This is a genomic window from Paracoccus sulfuroxidans, from assembly GCF_007830335.1.
Lineage (GTDB): Bacteria > Pseudomonadota > Alphaproteobacteria > Rhodobacterales > Rhodobacteraceae > Paracoccus > Paracoccus sulfuroxidans.
The window spans coordinates 420,155-439,062 of sequence record NZ_VLKU01000002.1 but is presented as its reverse complement, the minus strand read 5'-3'; the positions used below and the strand labels follow the sequence as shown (position 1 = coordinate 439,062).

17 protein-coding genes and 1 tRNA gene are annotated in these 18,908 nt (G+C 64.4%); 9 read left to right on the top strand and 9 right to left on the bottom strand.

The features are described 5' to 3' along the window. Positions 1-5 precede the first annotated feature (5 nt). The 3 genes from IQ24_RS04665 to IQ24_RS04655 all read right to left on the bottom strand — a co-directional run bounded on the left by IQ24_RS04665 (position 6) and on the right by IQ24_RS04655 (position 3,452). Positions 6-1,550: a S8 family serine peptidase gene (locus IQ24_RS04665; protein WP_145396631.1), complete on the bottom strand. Its 1,545-nt coding sequence runs from the start codon at positions 1,548-1,550 to the stop codon at positions 6-8. Between the two features lie 107 nt (positions 1,551-1,657). Beyond that, positions 1,658-2,500, bottom strand: coding sequence for a glycosyltransferase (locus tag IQ24_RS04660; RefSeq protein WP_145396630.1), 843 nt, complete (start codon positions 2,498-2,500; stop codon positions 1,658-1,660). A gap of 37 nt (positions 2,501-2,537) precedes the next feature. Beyond that, entirely contained in the window at positions 2,538-3,452 is a 915-nt protein-coding gene (locus tag IQ24_RS04655; RefSeq protein WP_158637476.1) for an alpha/beta hydrolase-fold protein, read from the bottom strand. Between the two features lie 273 nt (positions 3,453-3,725). Between IQ24_RS04655 and tpa the strand changes: the two genes are divergently transcribed. Together tpa and pdxR are read left to right on the top strand one after the other, a co-directional pair. Then, positions 3,726-5,105: a hypotaurine--pyruvate aminotransferase Tpa gene (gene tpa / locus IQ24_RS04650; RefSeq protein WP_145396628.1), complete on the top strand. Its 1,380-nt coding sequence runs from the start codon at positions 3,726-3,728 to the stop codon at positions 5,103-5,105. Positions 5,106-5,221: 116 nt separating this feature from the next. After that, positions 5,222-6,685 carry a MocR-like pyridoxine biosynthesis transcription factor PdxR gene (gene pdxR / locus IQ24_RS04645; RefSeq protein ID WP_145396627.1) on the top strand — a complete coding sequence of 488 codons (1,464 nt, stop codon included), beginning with the start codon at positions 5,222-5,224 and terminating at the stop codon, positions 6,683-6,685. Between the two features lie 21 nt (positions 6,686-6,706). On the opposite strand, the gene IQ24_RS04640 is transcribed toward pdxR, so the two are convergent. Both IQ24_RS04640 and IQ24_RS04635 read right to left on the bottom strand, forming a co-directional pair. Next, complete coding sequence (locus tag IQ24_RS04640; RefSeq protein WP_145396626.1) at positions 6,707-7,546, bottom strand: CHAP domain-containing protein; 840 nt, start codon at positions 7,544-7,546, stop codon at positions 6,707-6,709. Positions 7,547-7,726: 180 nt separating this feature from the next. Further along, a tRNA-Gly gene (locus tag IQ24_RS04635) sits at positions 7,727-7,801 on the bottom strand. A 285-nt stretch (positions 7,802-8,086) separates the two neighbouring features. Here IQ24_RS04635 and IQ24_RS04630 point away from each other — a divergent pair. Both IQ24_RS04630 and IQ24_RS04625 read left to right on the top strand, forming a co-directional pair. Then, positions 8,087-8,698: a DUF5671 domain-containing protein gene (locus IQ24_RS04630; RefSeq protein ID WP_145396625.1), complete on the top strand. Its 612-nt coding sequence runs from the start codon at positions 8,087-8,089 to the stop codon at positions 8,696-8,698. Beyond that, complete coding sequence (locus IQ24_RS04625; protein WP_145396624.1) at positions 8,691-9,092, top strand: hypothetical protein; 402 nt, start codon at positions 8,691-8,693, stop codon at positions 9,090-9,092. The genes IQ24_RS04630 and IQ24_RS04625 overlap by 8 nt, the downstream gene beginning before the upstream one ends. Before the next feature lie 61 nt (positions 9,093-9,153). On the opposite strand, the gene IQ24_RS04620 is transcribed toward IQ24_RS04625, so the two are convergent. Beyond that, complete coding sequence (locus tag IQ24_RS04620) at positions 9,154-12,588, bottom strand: pyruvate carboxylase (protein ID WP_145396623.1); 3,435 nt, start codon at positions 12,586-12,588, stop codon at positions 9,154-9,156. Between the two features lie 99 nt (positions 12,589-12,687). Continuing rightward, positions 12,688-13,137: a nucleoside deaminase gene (locus IQ24_RS04615; RefSeq protein WP_145396622.1), complete on the bottom strand. Its 450-nt coding sequence runs from the start codon at positions 13,135-13,137 to the stop codon at positions 12,688-12,690. A 107-nt stretch (positions 13,138-13,244) separates the two neighbouring features. On the opposite strand from IQ24_RS04615, the gene IQ24_RS04610 reads away from it, so the two are divergent. Continuing rightward, positions 13,245-15,014, top strand: coding sequence for a pseudouridine synthase (locus tag IQ24_RS04610; protein WP_145396621.1), 1,770 nt, complete (start codon positions 13,245-13,247; stop codon positions 15,012-15,014). A 22-nt stretch (positions 15,015-15,036) separates the two neighbouring features. Here the strand turns inward: IQ24_RS04610 and hemP are convergent, their stop codons facing one another. Both hemP and IQ24_RS04600 read right to left on the bottom strand, forming a co-directional pair. Then, positions 15,037-15,213 (bottom strand): hemin uptake protein HemP, encoded by a 177-nt coding sequence (gene hemP / locus IQ24_RS04605; RefSeq protein WP_145396620.1) that lies wholly within the window; start codon positions 15,211-15,213, stop codon positions 15,037-15,039. Positions 15,214-15,332: 119 nt separating this feature from the next. Continuing rightward, positions 15,333-16,280, bottom strand: coding sequence for a zinc ABC transporter substrate-binding protein (locus tag IQ24_RS04600; protein WP_145396619.1), 948 nt, complete (start codon positions 16,278-16,280; stop codon positions 15,333-15,335). An 81-nt stretch (positions 16,281-16,361) separates the two neighbouring features. On the opposite strand from IQ24_RS04600, the gene IQ24_RS04595 reads away from it, so the two are divergent. The 4 genes from IQ24_RS04595 (at position 16,362) to IQ24_RS04580 (ending at position 18,867) form a co-directional block, all read left to right on the top strand. Beyond that, a complete protein-coding gene (locus IQ24_RS04595) occupies positions 16,362-16,865 on the top strand; it encodes a Fur family transcriptional regulator (protein WP_145396618.1) in 504 nt (167 codons plus the stop codon). Continuing rightward, positions 16,862-17,638: a metal ABC transporter ATP-binding protein gene (locus IQ24_RS04590; protein WP_145396617.1), complete on the top strand. Its 777-nt coding sequence runs from the start codon at positions 16,862-16,864 to the stop codon at positions 17,636-17,638. Before IQ24_RS04595 ends, IQ24_RS04590 begins: the two co-directional genes overlap by 4 nt. Positions 17,639-17,650: 12 nt before the next feature. After that, positions 17,651-18,433: an iron chelate uptake ABC transporter family permease subunit gene (locus IQ24_RS04585; protein ID WP_145396616.1), complete on the top strand. Its 783-nt coding sequence runs from the start codon at positions 17,651-17,653 to the stop codon at positions 18,431-18,433. Positions 18,434-18,648: 215 nt separating this feature from the next. Beyond that, the gene (locus IQ24_RS04580) at positions 18,649-18,867 is read left to right on the top strand and encodes a hypothetical protein (protein WP_422386259.1); all 219 of its coding nucleotides are present in this window, start codon (positions 18,649-18,651) and stop codon (positions 18,865-18,867) included. The last annotated feature ends 41 nt before the right edge of the window (positions 18,868-18,908 follow it).

Here is an 18,908-nt window from a genome sequence, read left to right as displayed (position 1 = left end):
CACCCCTATTCGATCAACCCAGCCCCTTCATATTCCTTGCCGAATCCGATCGGCCGGGCATGTTCATTTGCCATTCGTATAATGTCATCCGACCGCTGCTGGTTGCGTTCGGCCGACAAAATCTCGGGGTTTTGCGACAGCAGCCGGGCAAACAGCCCCAGAACGGCGGGGCAGGCCATCGATGTGCCGTCCATTACCCCAAGGGAACGGGCGTTCACCCAAGATATAATGCCGACGCCCGGTCCAATAAAGTCTAGTTCCGGGCCAATATTGCTGAAACCCGCAAAGAAGCGGTCTCCGACGGGGGCGGGACGGGCCGCGACATTGCGCGCGGTGATCGCGCCCTCGGGCCAGCTGTCCAGAATACCCCCCGCCGACACCGCCACCACGACCGAGGACCGCGCGGGGTACGAGACCGGCGACATATAGTCATTCCCCGAGGCCGCAATGCAGACGACGCCCATGGCGCGCGCGCGCCGCGTCTCGCGCGAGATCGAGATCGGCTCGGAAGTCTGGCCAAGGCTCATGTTGATGATGTCGCAGCCGTCGTCGACCGCCTGACGGATGGCGCGGGCAATCGAGAACTCGCTGGCCCCGCCGTCGCCCTTTTCAAAGACCCGGTAGACATAGAATTCGACCGCAGGGGCGATGCGGGCGACGATGCCCGCGACATGGGTGCCGTGGCCGCTGCCATTGTCATACCATTCATCGGCAGGCTCGGTCCCGGTGGTGTTCAGCCCCTTCACCAGATTGAGCCCCTTCGCGGGGTCGGTGCCGGTGTCGATGATGGCGACCTTGACGCCCTTGCCGTCGCTGGCCTTCGCGGGCGCCAGCATCCGGTCAAGCCCGTCCTTGAAGCCCTCCTCGATGGGCGTGACCTTCAGGGTCACGGTGGTCTCGCCCGAGGGGACGACCTCGACATCCTCCTGAGCGCCCGGCCAGTACCCGGCCAGCGGCGCGCACAGGATCATGTCGATGCTGGTCTGGGCGGCGGGCAGGGGGGTGCGGAACCAGCCATCGGCATCGGTGCGCACCTCGGAAATGCCGAAGCCCTTCTTGCGGTTCAGCACGATCACCACATGCGCATCGGCGACCGGCTGGCCGCTGGCCCCGTCGATGCAGCGCAGCGCCAGCACCTTGTCCGAGCGGAAGGCCGCAGGCTTGGCCTGAAGCCGTACGATATTCGCCTGACCGAAGCGCAGGGGGTAAAGGCGCAACTCGGGCCGTACCCGCAGGCCGGGATAGGCGCGTTGCAGCACGAAGGCCTGATCGGGCGTCATGCTGACCAGCGACACCTCATTCGTGCCGATCGAGTCGATCAGGCGGATCTTTCCGGCATCGGTTTCCAGAATGCGCTGCGGCGGGCGGGTCGGGGGCTTGTCGCCGTCATCCGAGCCGGTGCTGAACCCGGTCGCCATGGCCTGCGCGCGCGATTTGCGAAACAGCCTGTCATGCATCGAGCGGAACAGGCGGAAGCTGCTGGTGTCCATGCTGTCGTTGAAGACATTGTCCTCGGGGACGATCACATATTTCCGCGGCTTCTTCGACATCGCAAAATCCCTTGAACAATCACCAGTGACGAAAGGCGCTGGCCTTGTGGGCCAGCGCCTTCAGGTGACGACGCAAGTCAGGATTGTGCAAGGCCGAATGGCGGGCGCTATTCCGCGGCGGCGGCAATCTGCGCGGGCAGGCCCGCGATGGCGCGCCCTTCAGCGGTCAGGTAGGGGAAGTCGCGCTGGACCAGCGTTTCCAGCTGCGCGGGCTCGATCAGGCGCATGCCGCGACGGCGGATCGTGTGGAAGTCGATCTCTTGCGTATCATTGTTGCCCGTATGCGTGGCCAGCGACAGCCGCCCCGGCACGGTCAGCGAGGTCATGCGGTGCTGCAGGCCGAAATGGCCAAAGCCGAAGATGGTGGCACGCGGATGGCGCATCGCCGCCCCGGCCGAGAAGAAGGCCACCGGCCAGTGATACGAGCCCGCGAACTCTCCGCCCACGACCGAGAACAGCACGCCCGAGAAGCTGAGCGAGAAGGCATCCGTCACCTGCGACAGGTTGTTCGAGAAATGCCGCAGCCGCTGAATATAGTTGACGAACAGCCCGTCATCATCGTCCAGCCGGAATTGCACGGTGTCGGCCAGATTGATGTTCATCTTCTCCAGCATCAGCATGGTCGCGTCGCCAGCCGTGGTCATCGGGAAATAGCGCAGGATCACCTGCGGCACGCGGGCGCACATGGCGTCCAGACGCGCGCGATACTGCTCGGGCATGAATTCCGAGGCGAGGACCAGGAAGTGGAAGCGCTTGTCGGTCTGCGCGGCAATCGAGGCCAGCGTGATATGTTCGAACGAGGCCAGGCGGGCCTCCATCCGTTCGGGCGCATAGAGGATCTCGGCCTGCTCAAGGGCGATGTCCTCGATCTCTTCATCGGCCTTGCCGCGATAGGCTTGCCAATCGCCACGACCCAGAAGCGAGAAGCGGCAGATACCAACGATATGCATGATGTAACCTCGGAAATCGGTAAAAACAGAAAAAATGTCAGGTCAGCGCCAGATGGCGTTCCAGATCAAGAACCATGTTCGGGCGGTCTTGCGTGCGCAACAGGCGCAGCATCCGGTGCTTCGAGGCCAGCGTACCGTTCTCGATCACGTGTTGCAGGAAGGCGGCCTCATAGACGCGCAGCTTGCGCGACACACGGTACAGCTCGTGAAAGCGGGTGCTTGTCATCGTGCCCGCCACCACCTCGCGGGTGAAGCTGCTTAGGATGCCTGCATGGCGCATGAACCAGGCGGTCTTGTGGCCTGCATAGCGGGTGCGCAGATGCGTCACATTGGGGCCATCGAGGCGTTTGGCATGGCGCAGATCCTCGGGGACGCCCGGGTCATAAAGCAGCCACAGACGCCGGGCCGCGCCGATCTCGGTCGCGGCATCGGCATAGGGGCCGGACCAGTCCGCTTGAGAGCCCGAGCGATAACGCTCATCCCAAGGCGCGATCTCGGGCGAGAGGGTCGATTGCGGCGAATAGGCGATGACCTGACAGCCGGGCGCCAATGAGGCGAAGGCGCAGGCCGCATAGCCCCCCATCGAGGTTCCGGCAAAGACCACGCGGCGATAGCGCTTGAAGAGGTCGTCGCGGGCCAGTCGCTGCAGCTGCTCGAACAGGTGATCGTTGCGAAACCAGTTCGGGCGGAACGAGAGGACGCCCAGATGTGACCATTCCGATTTCGCCGCGAAGCCATAGCCCCAAGGGTCGCGCACGCGCAGCGGATCGCGGGCGTTCGACAGGTTGTCGAAGGTCACGAACAGCACGTCCGCCTTGCGATGCGTGTGCTGGATCGCGAACTCTTTGTCCGAGATGAAAAAGCCGCTGCGATACTTGGCCGACGACAGGTCGACCAGCCAATCGGGCGCAGCAGAGGGGGCACTGGTTATGGAACTATCGATACGCGACATAAGGATTTTATGGGGTTTTGCTGGTGATCCTGCAACTTCCCGCTTGTCCGGCGGCAATAAACTGCGCGGATTCATGTCATGGTTGTCGGACGCGCCGCGCGGGCGCAATCCTAGATAGAGGCTCGGCGGTCCCTCGCCCGGTAGGGCCTGACGCCGCCTTCATGGTCTGGTCGCGTGATTCGAACTGGTCTGGGCAAGTTGGAAAAACTGGCTCTATCATTTTCGGCCCACAAGGCGCACGGTCGGGAAAACAGCCTGCGCAGGAGCTATGGCATGACCCTCGATCTTTCCGTCAACGATCTTACGCATGTGGTCGAAGCCGACCGGGCGCATGTCTGGCATCACCTGAGCCAGCACAAGGGCTATGAAACCGCCGATCCCCGCGTTTTCGTGGAAGGCAAGGGGATGCGCCTGTGGGATGCGACCGGGAAGGAATATCTCGACGGCGTCTCGGGCGGGGTCTGGACCGTCAACGTGGGCTATGGCCGCGAAAGCATCGCCAATGCCGTGCGCGACCAGCTGATCAAGCTGAACTATTATGCGGGTGCCGCTGGCACCGTGCCGGGCGCGCTGTTTGCGCAACGCCTGATCGAAAAGATGCCGGGCCTGACCCGCGTCTATTATTCGAACTCGGGTTCCGAGGCGAATGAGAAGGTCTACAAGATGGTGCGCCAGATCTCGCACCACAAACACGGCGGCAAGAAGTGGAAGATCCTCTACCGCGACCGCGATTACCACGGCACCACCATCGGGACGCTGGCGACCTCGGGTCAGCCGCAGCGGGCGGCGCAATACGGGCCCTATCCGGACGGGTTCGTCGCGGTCCCGCATTGCCTTGAGTACCGCGCGCAATGGGATGTCGAGAATTACGGCCAGCGCGCCGCCGATGCCATTGAAGAGGTGATCCTGCGCGAAGGCCCCGACACCGTGGGCGCCATCGTGCTGGAGCCTGTGACCGCAGGCGGCGGTGTCATCGTGCCCCCCGAGGGCTATTGGCAGCGCGTGCAGGAAATCTGCCGCAAATACGACATCCTGCTGCACATCGACGAGGTCGTCTGCGGCCTTGGCCGCACCGGCACCTGGTTCGGCTATCAGCAATACGGGATCGAGCCCGATTTCGTCACCATGGCGAAGGGCGTGGCCTCGGGCTATGCGGCGATCTCCTGCACCGTCACCTCGGAGCGCGTCTTCGAGATGTTCAAGGACAGCCCCGAAGACACGATGAGCTATTTCCGCGACATCTCGACCTTCGGCGGCTGCACCGCAGGCCCGGTCGCGGCGCTGGAAAACATGCGCATCATCGAGGAAGAGAACCTCTTGGAAAACACCATCGCCATGGGCGACCGGCTGATGGACAACCTGACCACGCTGATGGACAAGCATGCGGTGATCGGCGACGTGCGCGGCAAGGGCCTGTTCTGCGGGGCAGAGCTTGTGCAGGACCGCGCCACGAAAGAGCCGATGGACGAAAAGCGCGTGCAGGCCGTCGTCGCCGATTGCATGGCGCAGGGCGTCATTATCGGGGCGACCAACCGCTCGCTGGCGGGGCTGAACAACACGCTGTGCCTGTCGCCCGCGCTGATCGCCAGCGCCGATGACATCGACAATATCACCAATGCCATCGACCGCGCGCTGACGAAGGTCTTTGCCTGATCTCCCTGCCGGGCGGTTCCTCCCACCGCCGCCCGATGACTGATCGGAAGGGCGCGACGGGTTGAACCGCCGCGCCCTTCAGGGCTTGATCGGCGCGTGAGTTCTGAAAGCCCGCCATGACGATTCCCGCCGAAGCCTTCCTGCTTGACCGCAGTCTTGAGCAGACCCTGCAGCACCAGCTGCGCCGCCAGATCGTCGAGGGCGTGCTGGAGGGACGGTTCCGCGCGGGCGAGAAACTGCCCTCAAGTCGCAGTCTGGCGCGGCATCTGGGCGTGGCGCGGGTCACCGTGACGCAGGTCTTTGCCGAGCTGGTGGCGACCGATTACCTGACCTCGCGCGACCGTGCGGGCCTGTTCATCTCGGGCCGGATCGAGACCGCGCAGGCGACCGCAGGCACGCGCCCCGCACCCGTGCCCTTCGACTGGAGCCTGCATGTCGAGGACCGCTATGCCCGCGCGCAGCGCCGCGACCGGGTCTCGGACTGGCGGCGGTATCGTTTTCCCTTCGTCTATGGTCAGGCCGACCCGCAGCTCGTGGACCTTTCGGCCTGGCGCGACTGCGCCGTGCGCTCGCTGGGGCGGCGCGAATTCGCGCCCATGACCGGCGATCTTTACGGCGAGGATGATCCCGAACTGGTCGACTATATCGCCCGCCACATCCTGCCGCGCCGGGGCATCCGGGCGCGGGCCGAGGATATCCTGCTGACGCTGGGCGCGCAGAACGCGCTGTGGCTGGTGGTTGAGATTCTGCTGGCGCGGGGCGGAGCCTGTGCGATCGAGGATCCCTGCTATCCCGGCCTGCGCGAGATCCTGTCGCACACCGGCGCCCGCATCCACCCGGTTCCTGTCGACGCCCATGGCCTGCCGCCCGATGCGATCCCTGCCGGGCTGAAGGCGGTCTTCACCACCGCCAGCCATCACAGCCCCACCGGCGCAACCATGCCGGTCGAGCGTCGCCGCGCACTCTTGCGCCACGCGCTGGCGCAGGGCTGCGCCATTGTCGAGGATGATTACGAATTCGAGATGTCCTATTCCGGCTCGTCCCTGCCTGCCTTGAAGGCGATGGATGAGGCGGGGGCGGTCATCCACATCGGCTCATTCTCGAAATCGGTTTTTCCGGGGCTGCGGCTGGGCTACATCGTCGCTGCACCGCCCGTCATTTCCGAGGCCCGCGCGCTGCGCTCCCTGATGCTGCGCCATCCTCCGGGGCTGTTGCAGCGGACCTTGGCGAATTTCCTCTCGCTGGGCCATTACGACGCCCAGATGAATCGGATGCGCCGCGCCTATGCCGCACGGCGCGAAGTGATGGACACAGCCATCCGGGACAGCGGGTTGCAGCTAGCGCCGGGGGGCGGGCAGGGCGGCTCAAGCTTCTGGCTGACGCTGCCCGCAGGCATCGACGCGGCGCGGCTGGGCCATATCCTGCGTGAGCGTGACGTACTGATCGAGCCCGGCCATCCCTTCTTCGCCGAGCCCGCGATGGGCGGCACCTTCTATCGGCTGGCCTATTCCTCGATCCCGGTCGAGCGGATCCCCGAGGGGGTTGCCCGGATTGCGCAGGCGATCCGAGAGCTGCTTTAGGGTGATCGCCTGCCGAACCTCTCAGGCTACTGGCATGGGGCTGATCGCGAACCGCGCCGGGTTGAGGTGGTAGAACTCGACCGTCAGCCCTTTTCCGCCTCCGTAATAGTTCTGCCATTTGGCGATGGTGTGGGATTGGGTCCAGTTTCCCAGATCGGTCGAGTTCGAATAGATCAGATCGCCTTCCCCAAGAATGCCGACATGCCCGATCCGGTTGCCGGTCGTCGGTGAAATGATAATCGCGCCGGGCTGTGCTGACGTACGCGAAACGGGAAAGTCGCGGGCGCGAAGCACCTTTACCATCTCGGCTGTGGCCAGACCGCCGCCAGCGGGACGTCCCAAGGCGAAAGCGACAATGCGATTGACCGCCCAGGCGCAGGCACGACGCCCTCGGTTCGTCACGGCTGGCGCAAGCAGGCGCGAGTTCATCTCGACCTGCCCGTCGGCTGTCGTGCCCCAGATTGCAAGGTTGTGAACCGCGGTCAGTAGGTCGCGCTGGCTCAGGTGACCGCCCCTCGGTACCGCCAGAATTTGGTCAAGCCCCGGCAAAGGCATAATCGGATCCGGCAGATCAGGGAGATCGATGTCCTGCGAGATCTGGCCAAGCAGTTCTTCACCTTGGAAAAATCCCTGAATGATCGCGGGGTCAATGGAGCCCGCCTCGGGATCGCTCAGCAGGTCTGCAGTGAGACGTCTGGCCTGACCGTCCTCCACGGCGACCAGCGTCAGACCGGCCTCGATCTCGCCCCATTGCTCGATCAGGGCATAGGTCGTGCCGTTCATAGTTTGGGTTTCGACCAATTCGTGCTGAAGTTCGGGGTCCAGCAGGTCCTTGGACAGTTCCAGAATGTTGCTCGTCATCATCACACCCTACTCATGAATAGAAAAATGCAGTGAAAATGCAGCCTTGGGCTGTCCGATCATGAAAGCAGGAACGGCCGTGGCGGAACAGGTGGAGCCTTCGCATCAACACCTGTCCAAAACGACAAAGACCCCCGAGGGGAGGTTCATTCGTTGTCCGAAACTGTCCGAAAGTTTTTTTGGAGCGGGCGATGAGATTCGAACTCACGACCCTAACCTTGGCAAGGTTATGCTCTACCCCTGAGCTACGCCCGCACTCCATCCCGTTGACTTCCGCGAACCGTCTGGTTCCGTCCGTCGCCGGTGAGGGGTGATTTAGGGGGTTGCGCCGGGGGGTGCAAGCGCAAAATGCAGCTTTCGCGAAAAAACGCATCAACTCGGTGTACCGGGCTGAAAAAGAACAGGAAAAACGCCAGCCCCGCTGACGCCCGGCGGGGCCGAGCAGGATTTCGGGACGTCGCGGAACGGAATCAGGCCGATTGACGGGCCCGGCACATGCGGGAAATGCTGCCCCCGAGTGGTGAACTGCAGGAGTAGGCAATGCGCCCCGCCGAACGATTGACCGAATTCGTCCGAGAGGCCCTCTCAAAGGGGCAATCACGCGACCAGATCGCCGATGCGCTTGGCGAAGCAGGCTGGGGACACCCGATGATCCGCGATGCTCTGGCCAGCTGGCAGCAAAGCCCCGGCCTGCCGCCGGTTCCACGCGCTGCGCGCTATGTCTCGGCGCGCGAGGCGCTGGTGCACGGGCTCTTGTTCCTGTCGCTGGGCACGGTGATCTGCAACCTTGTCAGCCTGGGGATGACGCTGATCGACAACCTGATCGCCGACCCGCTGGATGTCTATGGCTACGGCTATTACGGCATGACCTGGCCGATCGCCTCGCTGATCGTTTTCCTGCCCGCCTTCTTGTTCATGAACCGCTATATCAACCGCACGGCCGGGCCGGATGGCGGGCGGTCTCTGGTCCGGCGCTGGTTCGCGGCGATCACCCTGCTGCTGGCGCTGATGACGCTGCTGGGGGATGCCGTCTATACGATCTACGCGCTCTTGAACGGCGATCTGACGCTGCGCTTCGTGGTGAAGGCGCTGTGGGTCGGGCTGCTGGCCGTGCTGGTGCTGGGCTATTATCGGGATGAGGTCAATGACTAGAACCCTATCGATCTGGGCCATTCTGGCGCTCACAGTACTGGCGGTGCTTCTGGGCCTCTACCAGTCGGGCGGCCCGCTTGAGGCGCGCAAGGCCAAACGGGATTCGGTGCGCGAATCCGATCTGCGGTCGCTGACCACGCTGGTCGAATGTCAGGCGCGCGAGGGCGGCAAGCGCCTGCCCGAGGCGCTGGAGACGACCTCGAACTGCGATGTGCGGCTGCGTCTTGAAGACCCGTTCACGAATGAGCCTTACGTCTATACCCGGCAGGGCGACGGGCTTTATCGGCTGTGTGCCAAGTTCGAGACCAAGGCCGACCATTGGGACGGCACCGTGCCCTTCGGCATGCGTGATCCGGAAACGGGCTGCCTGACCTACGAATACACGCCAGACTAGGGGCGGGAAATGCAAGCGGCGCCGGGGGATGCCCGGCGCCGCTTTTGAATTGGCCTGGAGGTTACTCCAGCTCGACCAGCAGGTCCTTGGCGTCGATCTGATCGCCTGCGCGCACATGCAGCGCCTTGACCGTGCCTTCGCGGTCGGCATGCAGGCCCGTCTCCATCTTCATCGCCTCGATGGTCAGCAGCAGGTCGCCCGTGTGCACCTTTTGCCCCGCCTGCACCATGACCGAGGCCACGACGCCCGGCATCGGCGCGCCGATGTGGTTCGGGTTCGCACCTTCGGCCTTGGGCCGGGCGGCGGTCTGGGCCTTGATCATCCGGTTCGGCACACGGATCACGCGCGGCTGGCCGTTCAGGTCGAAGAACACCTTCACATCGCCCGCCTCATCGGTTTCGCCGATGGCCTGCAGCCGGATCTCCAGCGTCTTGCCGGGGTCGATCTCGACCGCGATCTCTTCGCCCGGCTCCATGCCATAGAAGAAGACCGGGGTCGGCAGGGTGCGGACCGGGCCATACATGCGGTGGCGGCCCATATAGTCGAGGAAGACCTTCGGATACATCAGATAGCCGTTCAGATCCTCATCATCGACCGATTTGCCTTCCAGCAGGTCGATGACCTCGGCGCGGGTGGCCTCCAGATCGACCGGGGGCATCGAGGCACCGGGGCGCGTCGTCAGTGCAGGCTCGCCCTTCAGCACCTTCTTTTGCAGCGCATGGGGCCAGCCGCCTGGAGGCTGGCCGAGGTTGCCCTTCATCATGTCGACGACGCTGTCGGGGAACGAGACCTCGACCGAAGGATCCTCGACCTGCGTGCGGGTCAGCCCTTGCGCCACCATCATCAGGGCCATGTCGCCCACGACCTTCGAGGAGGGCGTGACCTTCACGATATCGCCGAACATCTGGTTCGCGTCGGCATAGGCCTGCGCGACCTCGTGCCAGCGCTCTTCCAGCCCCATCGAACGCGCCTGCGCCTTGAGGTTGGTGAATTGGCCCCCCGGCATCTCATGCAGCCAGACTTCGGAAGCCGGGGCCTGAAGGCCGGATTCGAAGGCGGTGTATTGCTCGCGCACGGCCTCCCAATAGTTCGACATGCGGCGGATCTCGGCCATGTCGAGGCCGGTGTCGCGTTCGGTGTTGCGCAGCGCCTCGACGATCGAGCCAAGCGCGGGCTGCGACGTGCCGCCCGCGAAAGCGTCCATCGCCGCATCGACCGCGTCGACGCCCGCATCGGCCGCCGCAAGGATGGTCGCGCCACCGATGCCCGAGGTGTCATGCGTGTGGAAATGGACCGGCAGGCCGATTTCCTCTTTCAGCGCGCGCACAAGGATGCGCGCACCGGCGGGCTTCAAGAGCCCCGCCATGTCCTTCAGGCCCAGCACATGCGCGCCCGCGTCGCGCAATTCGCGGCCCAGACCCAGATAATAGTCCAGATCGTATTTCGACCGCGCCGGGTCCAGCAGATCGCCGGTATAGCAGATCGTGCCTTCGCAGATCTTGCCGGATTCGATGACCGCATCCATGGCGACGCGCATGTTCTCGACCCAGTTGAGGCTGTCGAAGACGCGGAAGACGTCGATGCCAGTCGTTGCAGCCTGACGCACGAACTCCTGCACGACATTGTCGGGGTAGTTGGTGTAGCCCACCCCGTTCGAGGCGCGCAGCAGCATCTGCGTCATCAGGTTCGGCATGCGCGCGCGCAGGTCGCGCAGCCGCTGCCAGGGACATTCCTGCAGGAAGCGATAGGCCACGTCGAAGGTCGCGCCGCCCCAGCACTCGACCGAGAAGAGGTCGGGCAGGTTCGCCGCATAGCTGGGCGCGGCCTTGATCATGTCGAAGGAGCGCATCCGCGTCGCCAGCAGCGACTGGTGACCGTCGCGCATGGTGGTGTCGGTGATCAGCAGGCGTTTCTGCGCCAGCATCCAGTCGGCCACGGCCTTCGGGCCTTGCGATTCCAGCAATTGCCGGGTGCCGGGCGCAGGTTCGGCGCGCGGCGGCGGCGGCACCGGGCGGCGCGCATCGGCAGGGGGCTTCGGACGGCCTGCCGTCTCGGGGTGGCCGTTGACGGTGATGTCGGCGATATAGATCAGCAGCTTCGTCGCCCGGTCCCGACGCTTGCGGAAGTGGAACAGGTTCTCGGTCGTGTCGATGAACTTGGTCGTATAGGTGTCGTCAAGGAAGGTCGGGTGCTTCAGAAGGTTGATGACGAAATCGATGTTCGTCGCCACGCCCCGCACGCGGAATTCGCGCAGCGCCCGGTCCATCCGCGCAATCGCCTTTTCAGGCGTCTGGGCATGGGCCGTGACCTTCACCAGCAGCGAGTCATAATAGCGGGTGATGATCCCGCCCGCATAGGCCGTGCCGCCGTCCAGACGGATGCCGTTGCCGGTGGCGCTGCGGAAGGCGGTGATGCGGCCATAATCGGGGATGAAGTTGTTCAGCGGATCTTCGGTCGTCACGCGGCACTGCAGCGCGTGGCCGTTCAGATGCACATCGGCCTGAGTGGGAATGCCGGTCGCCTCGGCCAGCGTCGCGCCCTCGGCGATCTGGATCTGCGATTGCACGATGTCGATGCCGGTGACCTCTTCGGTCACGGTGTGTTCGACCTGAACGCGCGGGTTCACTTCGATGAAGTAGAACTTCTGGCTGTCCATATCCATCAGGAATTCGACGGTGCCGGCGTTCTGATAGCCGACGGCGCGGCCGATCTTCAGCGCCAGTTCGCAGACCTCGGCGCGCTGTTCCTCGGTCAGGTAGGGGGCGGGGGCGCGCTCGACGACCTTCTGGTTGCGGCGCTGCACGGTGCAGTCGCGTTCATAGAGGTGATAGAGACCGCCATGCGTGTCGCCCAGAAGCTGGACCTCGACGTGGCGGGCGCGCAGGATCATCTTTTCCAGATAGCCCTCGCCATTGCCGAAGGCGGCTTCGGCCTCGCGGCGGCCCTCGCGCACTTTCTCGACCAGCTCGTCGGGGCCGTTGATCGGACGCATGCCGCGCCCGCCGCCGCCCCAGCTGGCCTTGAGCATCAGCGGATAGCCGATCTCGGCGGCTTCTTTCTTGATGGCGTCGAAGTCATCGCCCAGCACCTCGGTGGCGGGAATGACCGGAACGCCTGCCGCAATCGCGACCTTGCGGGCGCTGGCCTTGTCGCCAAGCGCGCGCATCGTATCGGCGCGCGGACCGATGAAGGTGATCCCGGCGGCGGCGCAGGCGTCGACGAAATCGGGGTTCTCGGACAGAAGGCCATAGCCCGGGTGGATGGCGTCGGCGCCGGATTCCCTGGCGACGCGAATGATCTCGGGGATCGACAGATAGGCGGCGACCGGACCCAGCCCCTCGCCGATGCGGTAAGCCTCATCCGCCTTGAAGCGATGCAGGCCAAGCTTGTCTTCCTCGGCATAGACCGCGACGGTTTTCTTGCCCAGCTCGTTGGCCGCCCGCATCACGCGGATCGCAATTTCGCCGCGGTTCGCCACAAGGATCTTGTTGAACATTCGCCTTCCCCTCCCACCAGGATGTGGCATCCTTGCTGATGCTGCGATGCAGCGCAAGTCAGACGAAATGTTTTTTTGTCATCTTCTTAACAGTGCGGATTAGCGCCGCTGAACAAAAAACTCCGTCAGCAAATCACTGGAAACGCTGGCAGAAATTCCATTGTATACAATAGGCTTATGATGGCATTGGGGGTGGTTGAAGACCCGCGCCCCATGCAGGACACCCCCCATCCGTGCGTCATCCGCACCGTAGTATAGCGTCGCGATGCGCGCGGCCGAAATCGCGGCGGCGCACATCGGGCAGGGCTCCAGCGTGACCCAAAGCTGTGCGCCGGGCAGCCGTTCCGAGCCGGTGATTCTGCAGGCCTGCCGGATCACCAGGATCTCGGCATGGGCGGTCGGGTCGGAAAGCTCGCGCGTGCGGTTGCCGTCGCGGGCCAGCACGGTGCCATCCGCGCCCACCAGCACCGCGCCGACCGGCACCTCGCCGCGCCGGGCGGCGGCGCGGGCTTCATCCAGGGCGGCAAGCATGTAAGACTGGAACTCCATCCCTGCTTTTCACCCTTGATTGAAGGCTTCGCAAGAACCCTTTCCATTCTGGCGCGTTGCGCCTACAGAACCCGCTTTGCCACCGCAGAGATGCGCAGGAGATCGCCATGAACGACACGCCCGAAAACACCCCCGAATCCAATCCGGAAGCCACCCCCGAGACCAGCCGGGACGACGCCCCGCAGGCCAGCGCGCCCGAGGCCGCGAAAACCGAGGCCGCCAAAGAAGCCGGTGACCGCATCGCCAAGGTGATCGCGCGCGCAGGGCTCGCCAGCCGCCGGGACGCCGAGCGCATGATCCTTGAAGGCCGCGTGTCGGTGAACGGCAAGGCGATCAACAGCCCGGCGCTGGACGTGACGCCCTCGGACCGCATCCGCGTCGACGGCAAGCCTCTTGAAGCGCCGCAGGAAACGCGGCTTTGGCTCTATTACAAGCCGGTCGGGCTGGTGACCTCGGCATCCGACGAGAAAGGCCGCCAGACGGTCTTTGACGCGCTGCCGCGCGATCTGCCCCGGGTGCTGACCGTGGGGCGGCTTGACCTGAACTCGGAAGGTCTCTTGCTGCTGACCAATGATGGCGAGCTGAAGCGCCGGCTGGAGCTGCCGACGACCGGCTGGCTGCGCCGCTACCGCGTGCGGGTCAACGGCCAGCCCAATGACCTGACCTTCGCGCCCCTGCGCCGTGGCGTGACCATCGACGGCGAGGAATTCGCCCCCATGGAGATCAAGCTCGACAGCCAGCAGGGCGCCAACGCCTGGCTGACCGTCGGCATCCGCGAGGGCCGCAACCGCGAGATCCGCCGCGCCATGGCCCATGTCGGGCTGATCGTGAACCGTCTGATCCGCGTGGGCTACGGCCCCTTCAAGCTGACCGGCATGGAGGTGAACGAGGTCCGCGAGATCAAGCGCCGCGTCCTGCGCGACCAGCTGGGCGGTCTGCTGACCGGCGAGCCCGACGAGAAGCCCCGCGACTTCCGCGAACGTGGTGCGGGTGACGGCGACCGCCGCGGCTTCGGCAGGCGCGAGGATGGCGACCGTAAACCTTATTCCAAGCGTGAAGACGGAGACCGTCGTAGCTTCGGCAATCGCGAGGACGGAGATCGGAAGCCTTACGCTCGTCGTGAGGATGGTGACCGTAAGCCTTATGGCAAACGCGACGACGGAGAGCGCCGCAGCTTCGGCAATCGTGAGGACGGAGATCGGAAGCCCTACGCGCGCCGCGAGGATGGCGACCGTAAGCCCTATGCCAAGCGCGACGACGGCGACCGCAAACCTTATGGCAAGCGCGAAGACGGAGATCGTAAACCCTACGCCCGCCGCGAAGATGGCGACCGCAAGCCTTATGCCAAACGCGAAGACGGCGACCGCCGCAGCTTCGGCAAACGCGAAGACGGTGATCGCAAACCCTACGCACGCCGCGAGGATGGCGACCGTAAACCTTATGCCAAGCGTGAAGATGGCGACCGCAAGCCCTATGCCAAACGCCAAGACGGTGACCGTAAACCCTACGCGCGCCGCGAGGATGGCGACCGTAAGCCTTACGCCAAGCGTGAAGACGGAGATCGCAAACCTTACACCCGTCGCGAGGATGGGGATCGCAAGCCCTATGCCAAACGCGAAGACGGCGAGCGCCGCAGCTTCACGAAACGCGAGGATGGCGACCGCAAACCCTACGCCAAGCGTGAGGACGGTGACCGGAAATCCTTCGGCCCGCGTGATGGAAAGCCCGGTGGCAAACCTTTCGGCAAGCCCGGCGGGCGTGGCACGGGCAAGCCCGGCGGTTGGGCGGGTGGTGACAAACCGAACCGCGCCCCCGGGAAAGGGGCGCGGCCAGAGGGAACTTCGCCAAGAACGCCTCGCAGCGGCCCCCGTCGTTAGGGCGGGGCGCGCGCCTCGCGGCTTACTTCGTCAGGATCAGCTTGCCTGCGCGGGTGATGCGCAGGTTATAGACCTGATCGCCCAGCACGATCAGCGCCTGGTTGCCGCCAGCGGTCAGGGTCTCGGCATCATATTCGGGGAGGCGCTGCAGGGCGGTCGCGCCGGTGCGCGTGAATTCGGCAGGGCGGGTCGCGGTCATGTCCAGATCCTCATGCGATAGGGTGTGAGGGCAATCTGACAAAATTGCTCGGGTATGTCAAAGGGATTTAGTCGGGTATTCGGATTTGGTTCCGAATACCCGCGACGCGCCGGAATTTCCTAGGGCTTGCCAAGGCATTCGGCGAAAGTCTTGCCAAGCCCGCGCAGCATCTGGGGATACATGGCGGCATCCAGCGGTAATTCACTGCCCAGCGGGTCCAGCGGCTCTCCCAGACGGGCGTCGGTGCCCTCGATGGCGCGGTCGACCAGCCTTGCGTCGTGATTCGCCTCGGGGAAGGCGCAGCGGACCTGCTTGTCGCGGATCTGCGCCCGGATCTCGGTCAGGCGCGCGGCCGAGGGCGTCGAGGCATCGCCCAGGCTGATCGCCACAGCCGGTTGCAGGCCGAATCGCTCGGAGAAATAACCATAGGCATCGTGAAAGACCGCATATTGCGCCGAAGCGAGCGGCGCGAGTTCTGCCGTCAGCTCGGAGGTCACTTCATCAATTCCGGCGCTGGCCGCCTTGGCATTCGCTGCATAGGTCGCGGCATTCTCGGGATCGGCCTCGGACAAAGCGTGGGCGATGGCCTCCAGCCAGAGCTTGCCGTTCTCCGGGTCGATCCAGGCATGGGAATCGGTGCCGGAATGTGCGTGATCCTCGGCCTCATGGTCGTGATCATGGTCGTCACCGTGCTCATGCGCATGCTCGTCATCATGCCCCGCGCCGTAATCGCGCCGATGCGTCTCGGGCAGCGCCAAAAGCGGCAGGGATTGCAGATTTGCCCCCAGATTCTCGCTGGTCCGCGCCAGCCAGGGGGTCAGTTCCGGCCCCACCCAGATCAGCAGGCCCGCATCCTGCAGCGCGCGCGCCTGACTGGGGCGCAGCTGGTATTGATGCGGATTGCTGCCGGCGGGCAGCAGCACCTCGGGCGTGCCAAGATCGCCCATCACCGCCTGCACCAGAGAGCCGACGGGGGCGATATCGGTGATGACGGCGGGCGGCTGGGCCGAGGCGGGCAGGGCGGCGAAAAAGGCCAGCGTGCCCAGGGGAATCAGTCTTTTGATCATCTGAAATACTCACTTGCGGATGAGCCGCGACTATTTATGTTATACCGTAACAGGTCAAGTTAATTGTGATGATATAACATTATGCCAACGCCCCCCGATCCGGACCCTTTCCACGATCACGACCATGACGCCTGCTCGGGCGCCGTGCTGGAGCATGCGCTGACGCGCCTTGAGGCCGAGGGCGCGCGCCTGACGCCCGTGCGCCGCCGCACGCTGGAAATCCTGCTGGAATCGCATCGGGCCATGGGGGCCTATGATGTGTTGCAGCGCCTCTCGGCCGAGGGTTTCGGCAGCCAGCCTCCGGTTGCCTATCGGGCGCTGGAATTCCTTGTGAATCATGGGCTTGTGCATCGGGTGCAGCGGCTGAATGCCTATGCCGCCTGCCTCTCGCCGCAGAAGGATCATTCGCCGGTTTTCCTGATCTGCCGCGGCTGCGACAAGGTGGCCGAGACCGGGTCGTCCGACCTGCGCGCCGCCATCGGCGGGCTGGCGACCAGCAATCGCTTCACGGTCGAGCGCACGACTGTCGAGATCCTCGGCCTTTGCTCGCAATGCGTGGCAGCCGGGGCGGAGGCGCGCGCATGACCGATGCCACCCCTTTGATCCATGCCACTGACCTGACCGTGCGCCCGTCCGGCGCCGAAGTGCCGGTGTTGGCCCATGTGGATTTCGCCATTCGCCCGGCCGAGATCGTCACCGTGGTAGGGCCCAATGGCTCGGGCAAGTCGACATTGGTGCGCGCGCTTCTGGGCCATGTGCCGCTGGCCGCCGGGCGGGTCGAGCGCAAGCCGGGCCTGCGTATCGGCTATGTCCCGCAGCGGGTGCATATCGAGCAGGCGCTGCCGATGACCGTGCGCCGCTTTCTGTCGCTGCCGGTCCGCGTCAGCGATGAGCGCGCGGCGGCCGAACTGGCGCGGACAGGCGTGCCGGGGCTAGAATCGCGCCAGATCTCGGCGCTGTCGGGCGGGCAGTTCCAACGGGTGCTGCTGGCCCGCGCGCTGCTGAATGATCCGCAACTGCTGGTGCTGGATGAGCCGACTCAAGGGCTGGACCAGCCGGGCATGGTGGGCTTCTACAAGCTGATCGAAGAGGTCCGCAGCCAGACCGGCGCCGCTGTTCTGATGGTCAGCCACGATCTTCTGGTGGTGATGCGCGCCTCGGATCGGGTCATCTGCCTGAACGGCCATATCTGTTGCGAGGGCACGCCGCAGGCGGTCAGCGCCGCCCCGGCCTATCGCGCGATGTTCGGGGCCGATTCGCAAGGCATGCTGGCGCTTTACGAGCATCACCATGACCACGACCACGATCATGTCGGCACAGGTGCCGGGCATGATCACCACCATCATCACCACCATTGACGGGCCGCACAGATGCTTGATGATTTCATGGTTCGCGCCGCGCTGGCCGGTCTGGGGCTGGTCATGGCGACGGGCGCGCTTGGCTCTTTCGTGGTCTGGCGGCGCATGGCCTATTTCGGCGATTCGACCTCGCATGCGGCGATTCTGGGCGTCGCGCTTAGCTTTGCCTTCGCCTTTCCGCTGTATCTGGGCACGCTGGCGGTGGCGGTCGGGATGGCGCTGCTGGTCGCCTGGCTGACCGGGCGCGGGCAGTCGATGGACACGGTGCTGGGGGTGCTGGCGCATTCCGCGCTGGCGGTGGGTCTGGTCGCGGTCAGCTTCGTGCCGGGGCTGCGAGTCGATCTGGACGCCTTCCTGTTTGGCGACATTCTGGCGGTCGGAAAGGACGATCTGGTCTGGATCTGGGGCGGTGCGGCGCTGGTTCTGGCGCTGCTGATCTGGCGCTGGCAGCGGCTGATCGCAGCGACGGTGAACGAGGAACTGGCCATGGCCTCGGGAATCGATCCGAAATTCGAAAGACTTATCCTGTCCTTGGCGCTTGCGGTTGTGGTCGCGATTGCGATTCGCATCGTGGGCGCGCTGCTGATTTCGGCCATGCTGATTGTTCCAGCCGCCGCCGCGCGAGGATTCTCGAGAACGCCCGAGCAGATGGTTGGTTTCGCCACGCTGGCAGGTATTATCTCGGTTCTGGGGGGGCTGTGGGGCAGTCTGCGTCTGGACACCCCCGCAGGGCCCTCGATCGTGGTGGTTGCCGCGATGATTTATGCTTTGTCTCTCGTGACTTACCGGCGCTGAGGCAGACACGGGCCGGTGATCTGCCCGATAGCAGGCAGATCCGGCGAAGTGGCAGAAATTTGCCTCTGCTCAGGGTGTTGGCTATTATGCAACAGTTGCAGCCATCGCGGGCAAGGGCGCAATCAAGACCGCTTTCCAAGCCCTTGGGATTATGCGAATGTCGCTGCGATGTTGCCCGAAATGGCAGCCTTCAAAGTACTGAACGGAGCATGATCATGACCAAATTTGCTACTTTCGCCCTGGCCCTGGGCCTGACGGCATCGTCGGCTCTCGCTGGTGGCTACGTTGCCCCCGTCGTCGAAGTTGAGCCGGTCGTCGTTGACGAGAAGCCCGCTTCGTCGAACGCTGGCCTCGTTGTTCCCGCCCTGCTGCTGCTGGGCGTGATCGCTGCCGTCGCTTCGGACGACGACGACGATGACGACACCACCAACTAATTTTCCGCAAGGAATTTTGGTATAAGGGCTGATCTTCGGAT

What these genes read in the sequence shown, in the direction of transcription:
- IQ24_RS04640 (WP_145396626.1), bottom strand. Translation starts at nt 7,546, where the DNA reads ATGACGAGCAACATTCTGGAACTGTCCAAGGACCTGCTGGACCCCGAA.
- pdxR (WP_145396627.1), top strand. Translation starts at nt 5,222, where the DNA reads ATGACGATTCCCGCCGAAGCCTTCCTGCTTGACCGCAGTCTTGAGCAG.
- IQ24_RS04665 (WP_145396631.1), bottom strand. Translation starts at nt 1,550, where the DNA reads ATGTCGAAGAAGCCGCGGAAATATGTGATCGTCCCCGAGGACAATGTC.
- hemP (WP_145396620.1), bottom strand. Translation starts at nt 15,213, where the DNA reads ATGACCGCGACCCGCCCTGCCGAATTCACGCGCACCGGCGCGACCGCC.
- IQ24_RS04610 (WP_145396621.1), top strand. Translation starts at nt 13,245, where the DNA reads ATGAACGACACGCCCGAAAACACCCCCGAATCCAATCCGGAAGCCACC.
- IQ24_RS04595 (WP_145396618.1), top strand. Translation starts at nt 16,362, where the DNA reads ATGCCAACGCCCCCCGATCCGGACCCTTTCCACGATCACGACCATGAC.
- IQ24_RS04615 (WP_145396622.1), bottom strand. Translation starts at nt 13,137, where the DNA reads ATGGAGTTCCAGTCTTACATGCTTGCCGCCCTGGATGAAGCCCGCGCC.
- IQ24_RS04655 (WP_158637476.1), bottom strand. Translation starts at nt 3,452, where the DNA reads ATGTCGCGTATCGATAGTTCCATAACCAGTGCCCCCTCTGCTGCGCCC.
- IQ24_RS04600 (WP_145396619.1), bottom strand. Translation starts at nt 16,280, where the DNA reads ATGATCAAAAGACTGATTCCCCTGGGCACGCTGGCCTTTTTCGCCGCC.
- IQ24_RS04620 (WP_145396623.1), bottom strand. Translation starts at nt 12,588, where the DNA reads ATGTTCAACAAGATCCTTGTGGCGAACCGCGGCGAAATTGCGATCCGC.
- IQ24_RS04625 (WP_145396624.1), top strand. Translation starts at nt 8,691, where the DNA reads ATGACTAGAACCCTATCGATCTGGGCCATTCTGGCGCTCACAGTACTG.
- IQ24_RS04660 (WP_145396630.1), bottom strand. Translation starts at nt 2,500, where the DNA reads ATGCATATCGTTGGTATCTGCCGCTTCTCGCTTCTGGGTCGTGGCGAT.
- IQ24_RS04580 (WP_422386259.1), top strand. Translation starts at nt 18,649, where the DNA reads ATGACCAAATTTGCTACTTTCGCCCTGGCCCTGGGCCTGACGGCATCG.
- tpa (WP_145396628.1), top strand. Translation starts at nt 3,726, where the DNA reads ATGACCCTCGATCTTTCCGTCAACGATCTTACGCATGTGGTCGAAGCC.
- IQ24_RS04585 (WP_145396616.1), top strand. Translation starts at nt 17,651, where the DNA reads ATGCTTGATGATTTCATGGTTCGCGCCGCGCTGGCCGGTCTGGGGCTG.
- IQ24_RS04590 (WP_145396617.1), top strand. Translation starts at nt 16,862, where the DNA reads ATGACCGATGCCACCCCTTTGATCCATGCCACTGACCTGACCGTGCGC.
- IQ24_RS04630 (WP_145396625.1), top strand. Translation starts at nt 8,087, where the DNA reads ATGCGCCCCGCCGAACGATTGACCGAATTCGTCCGAGAGGCCCTCTCA.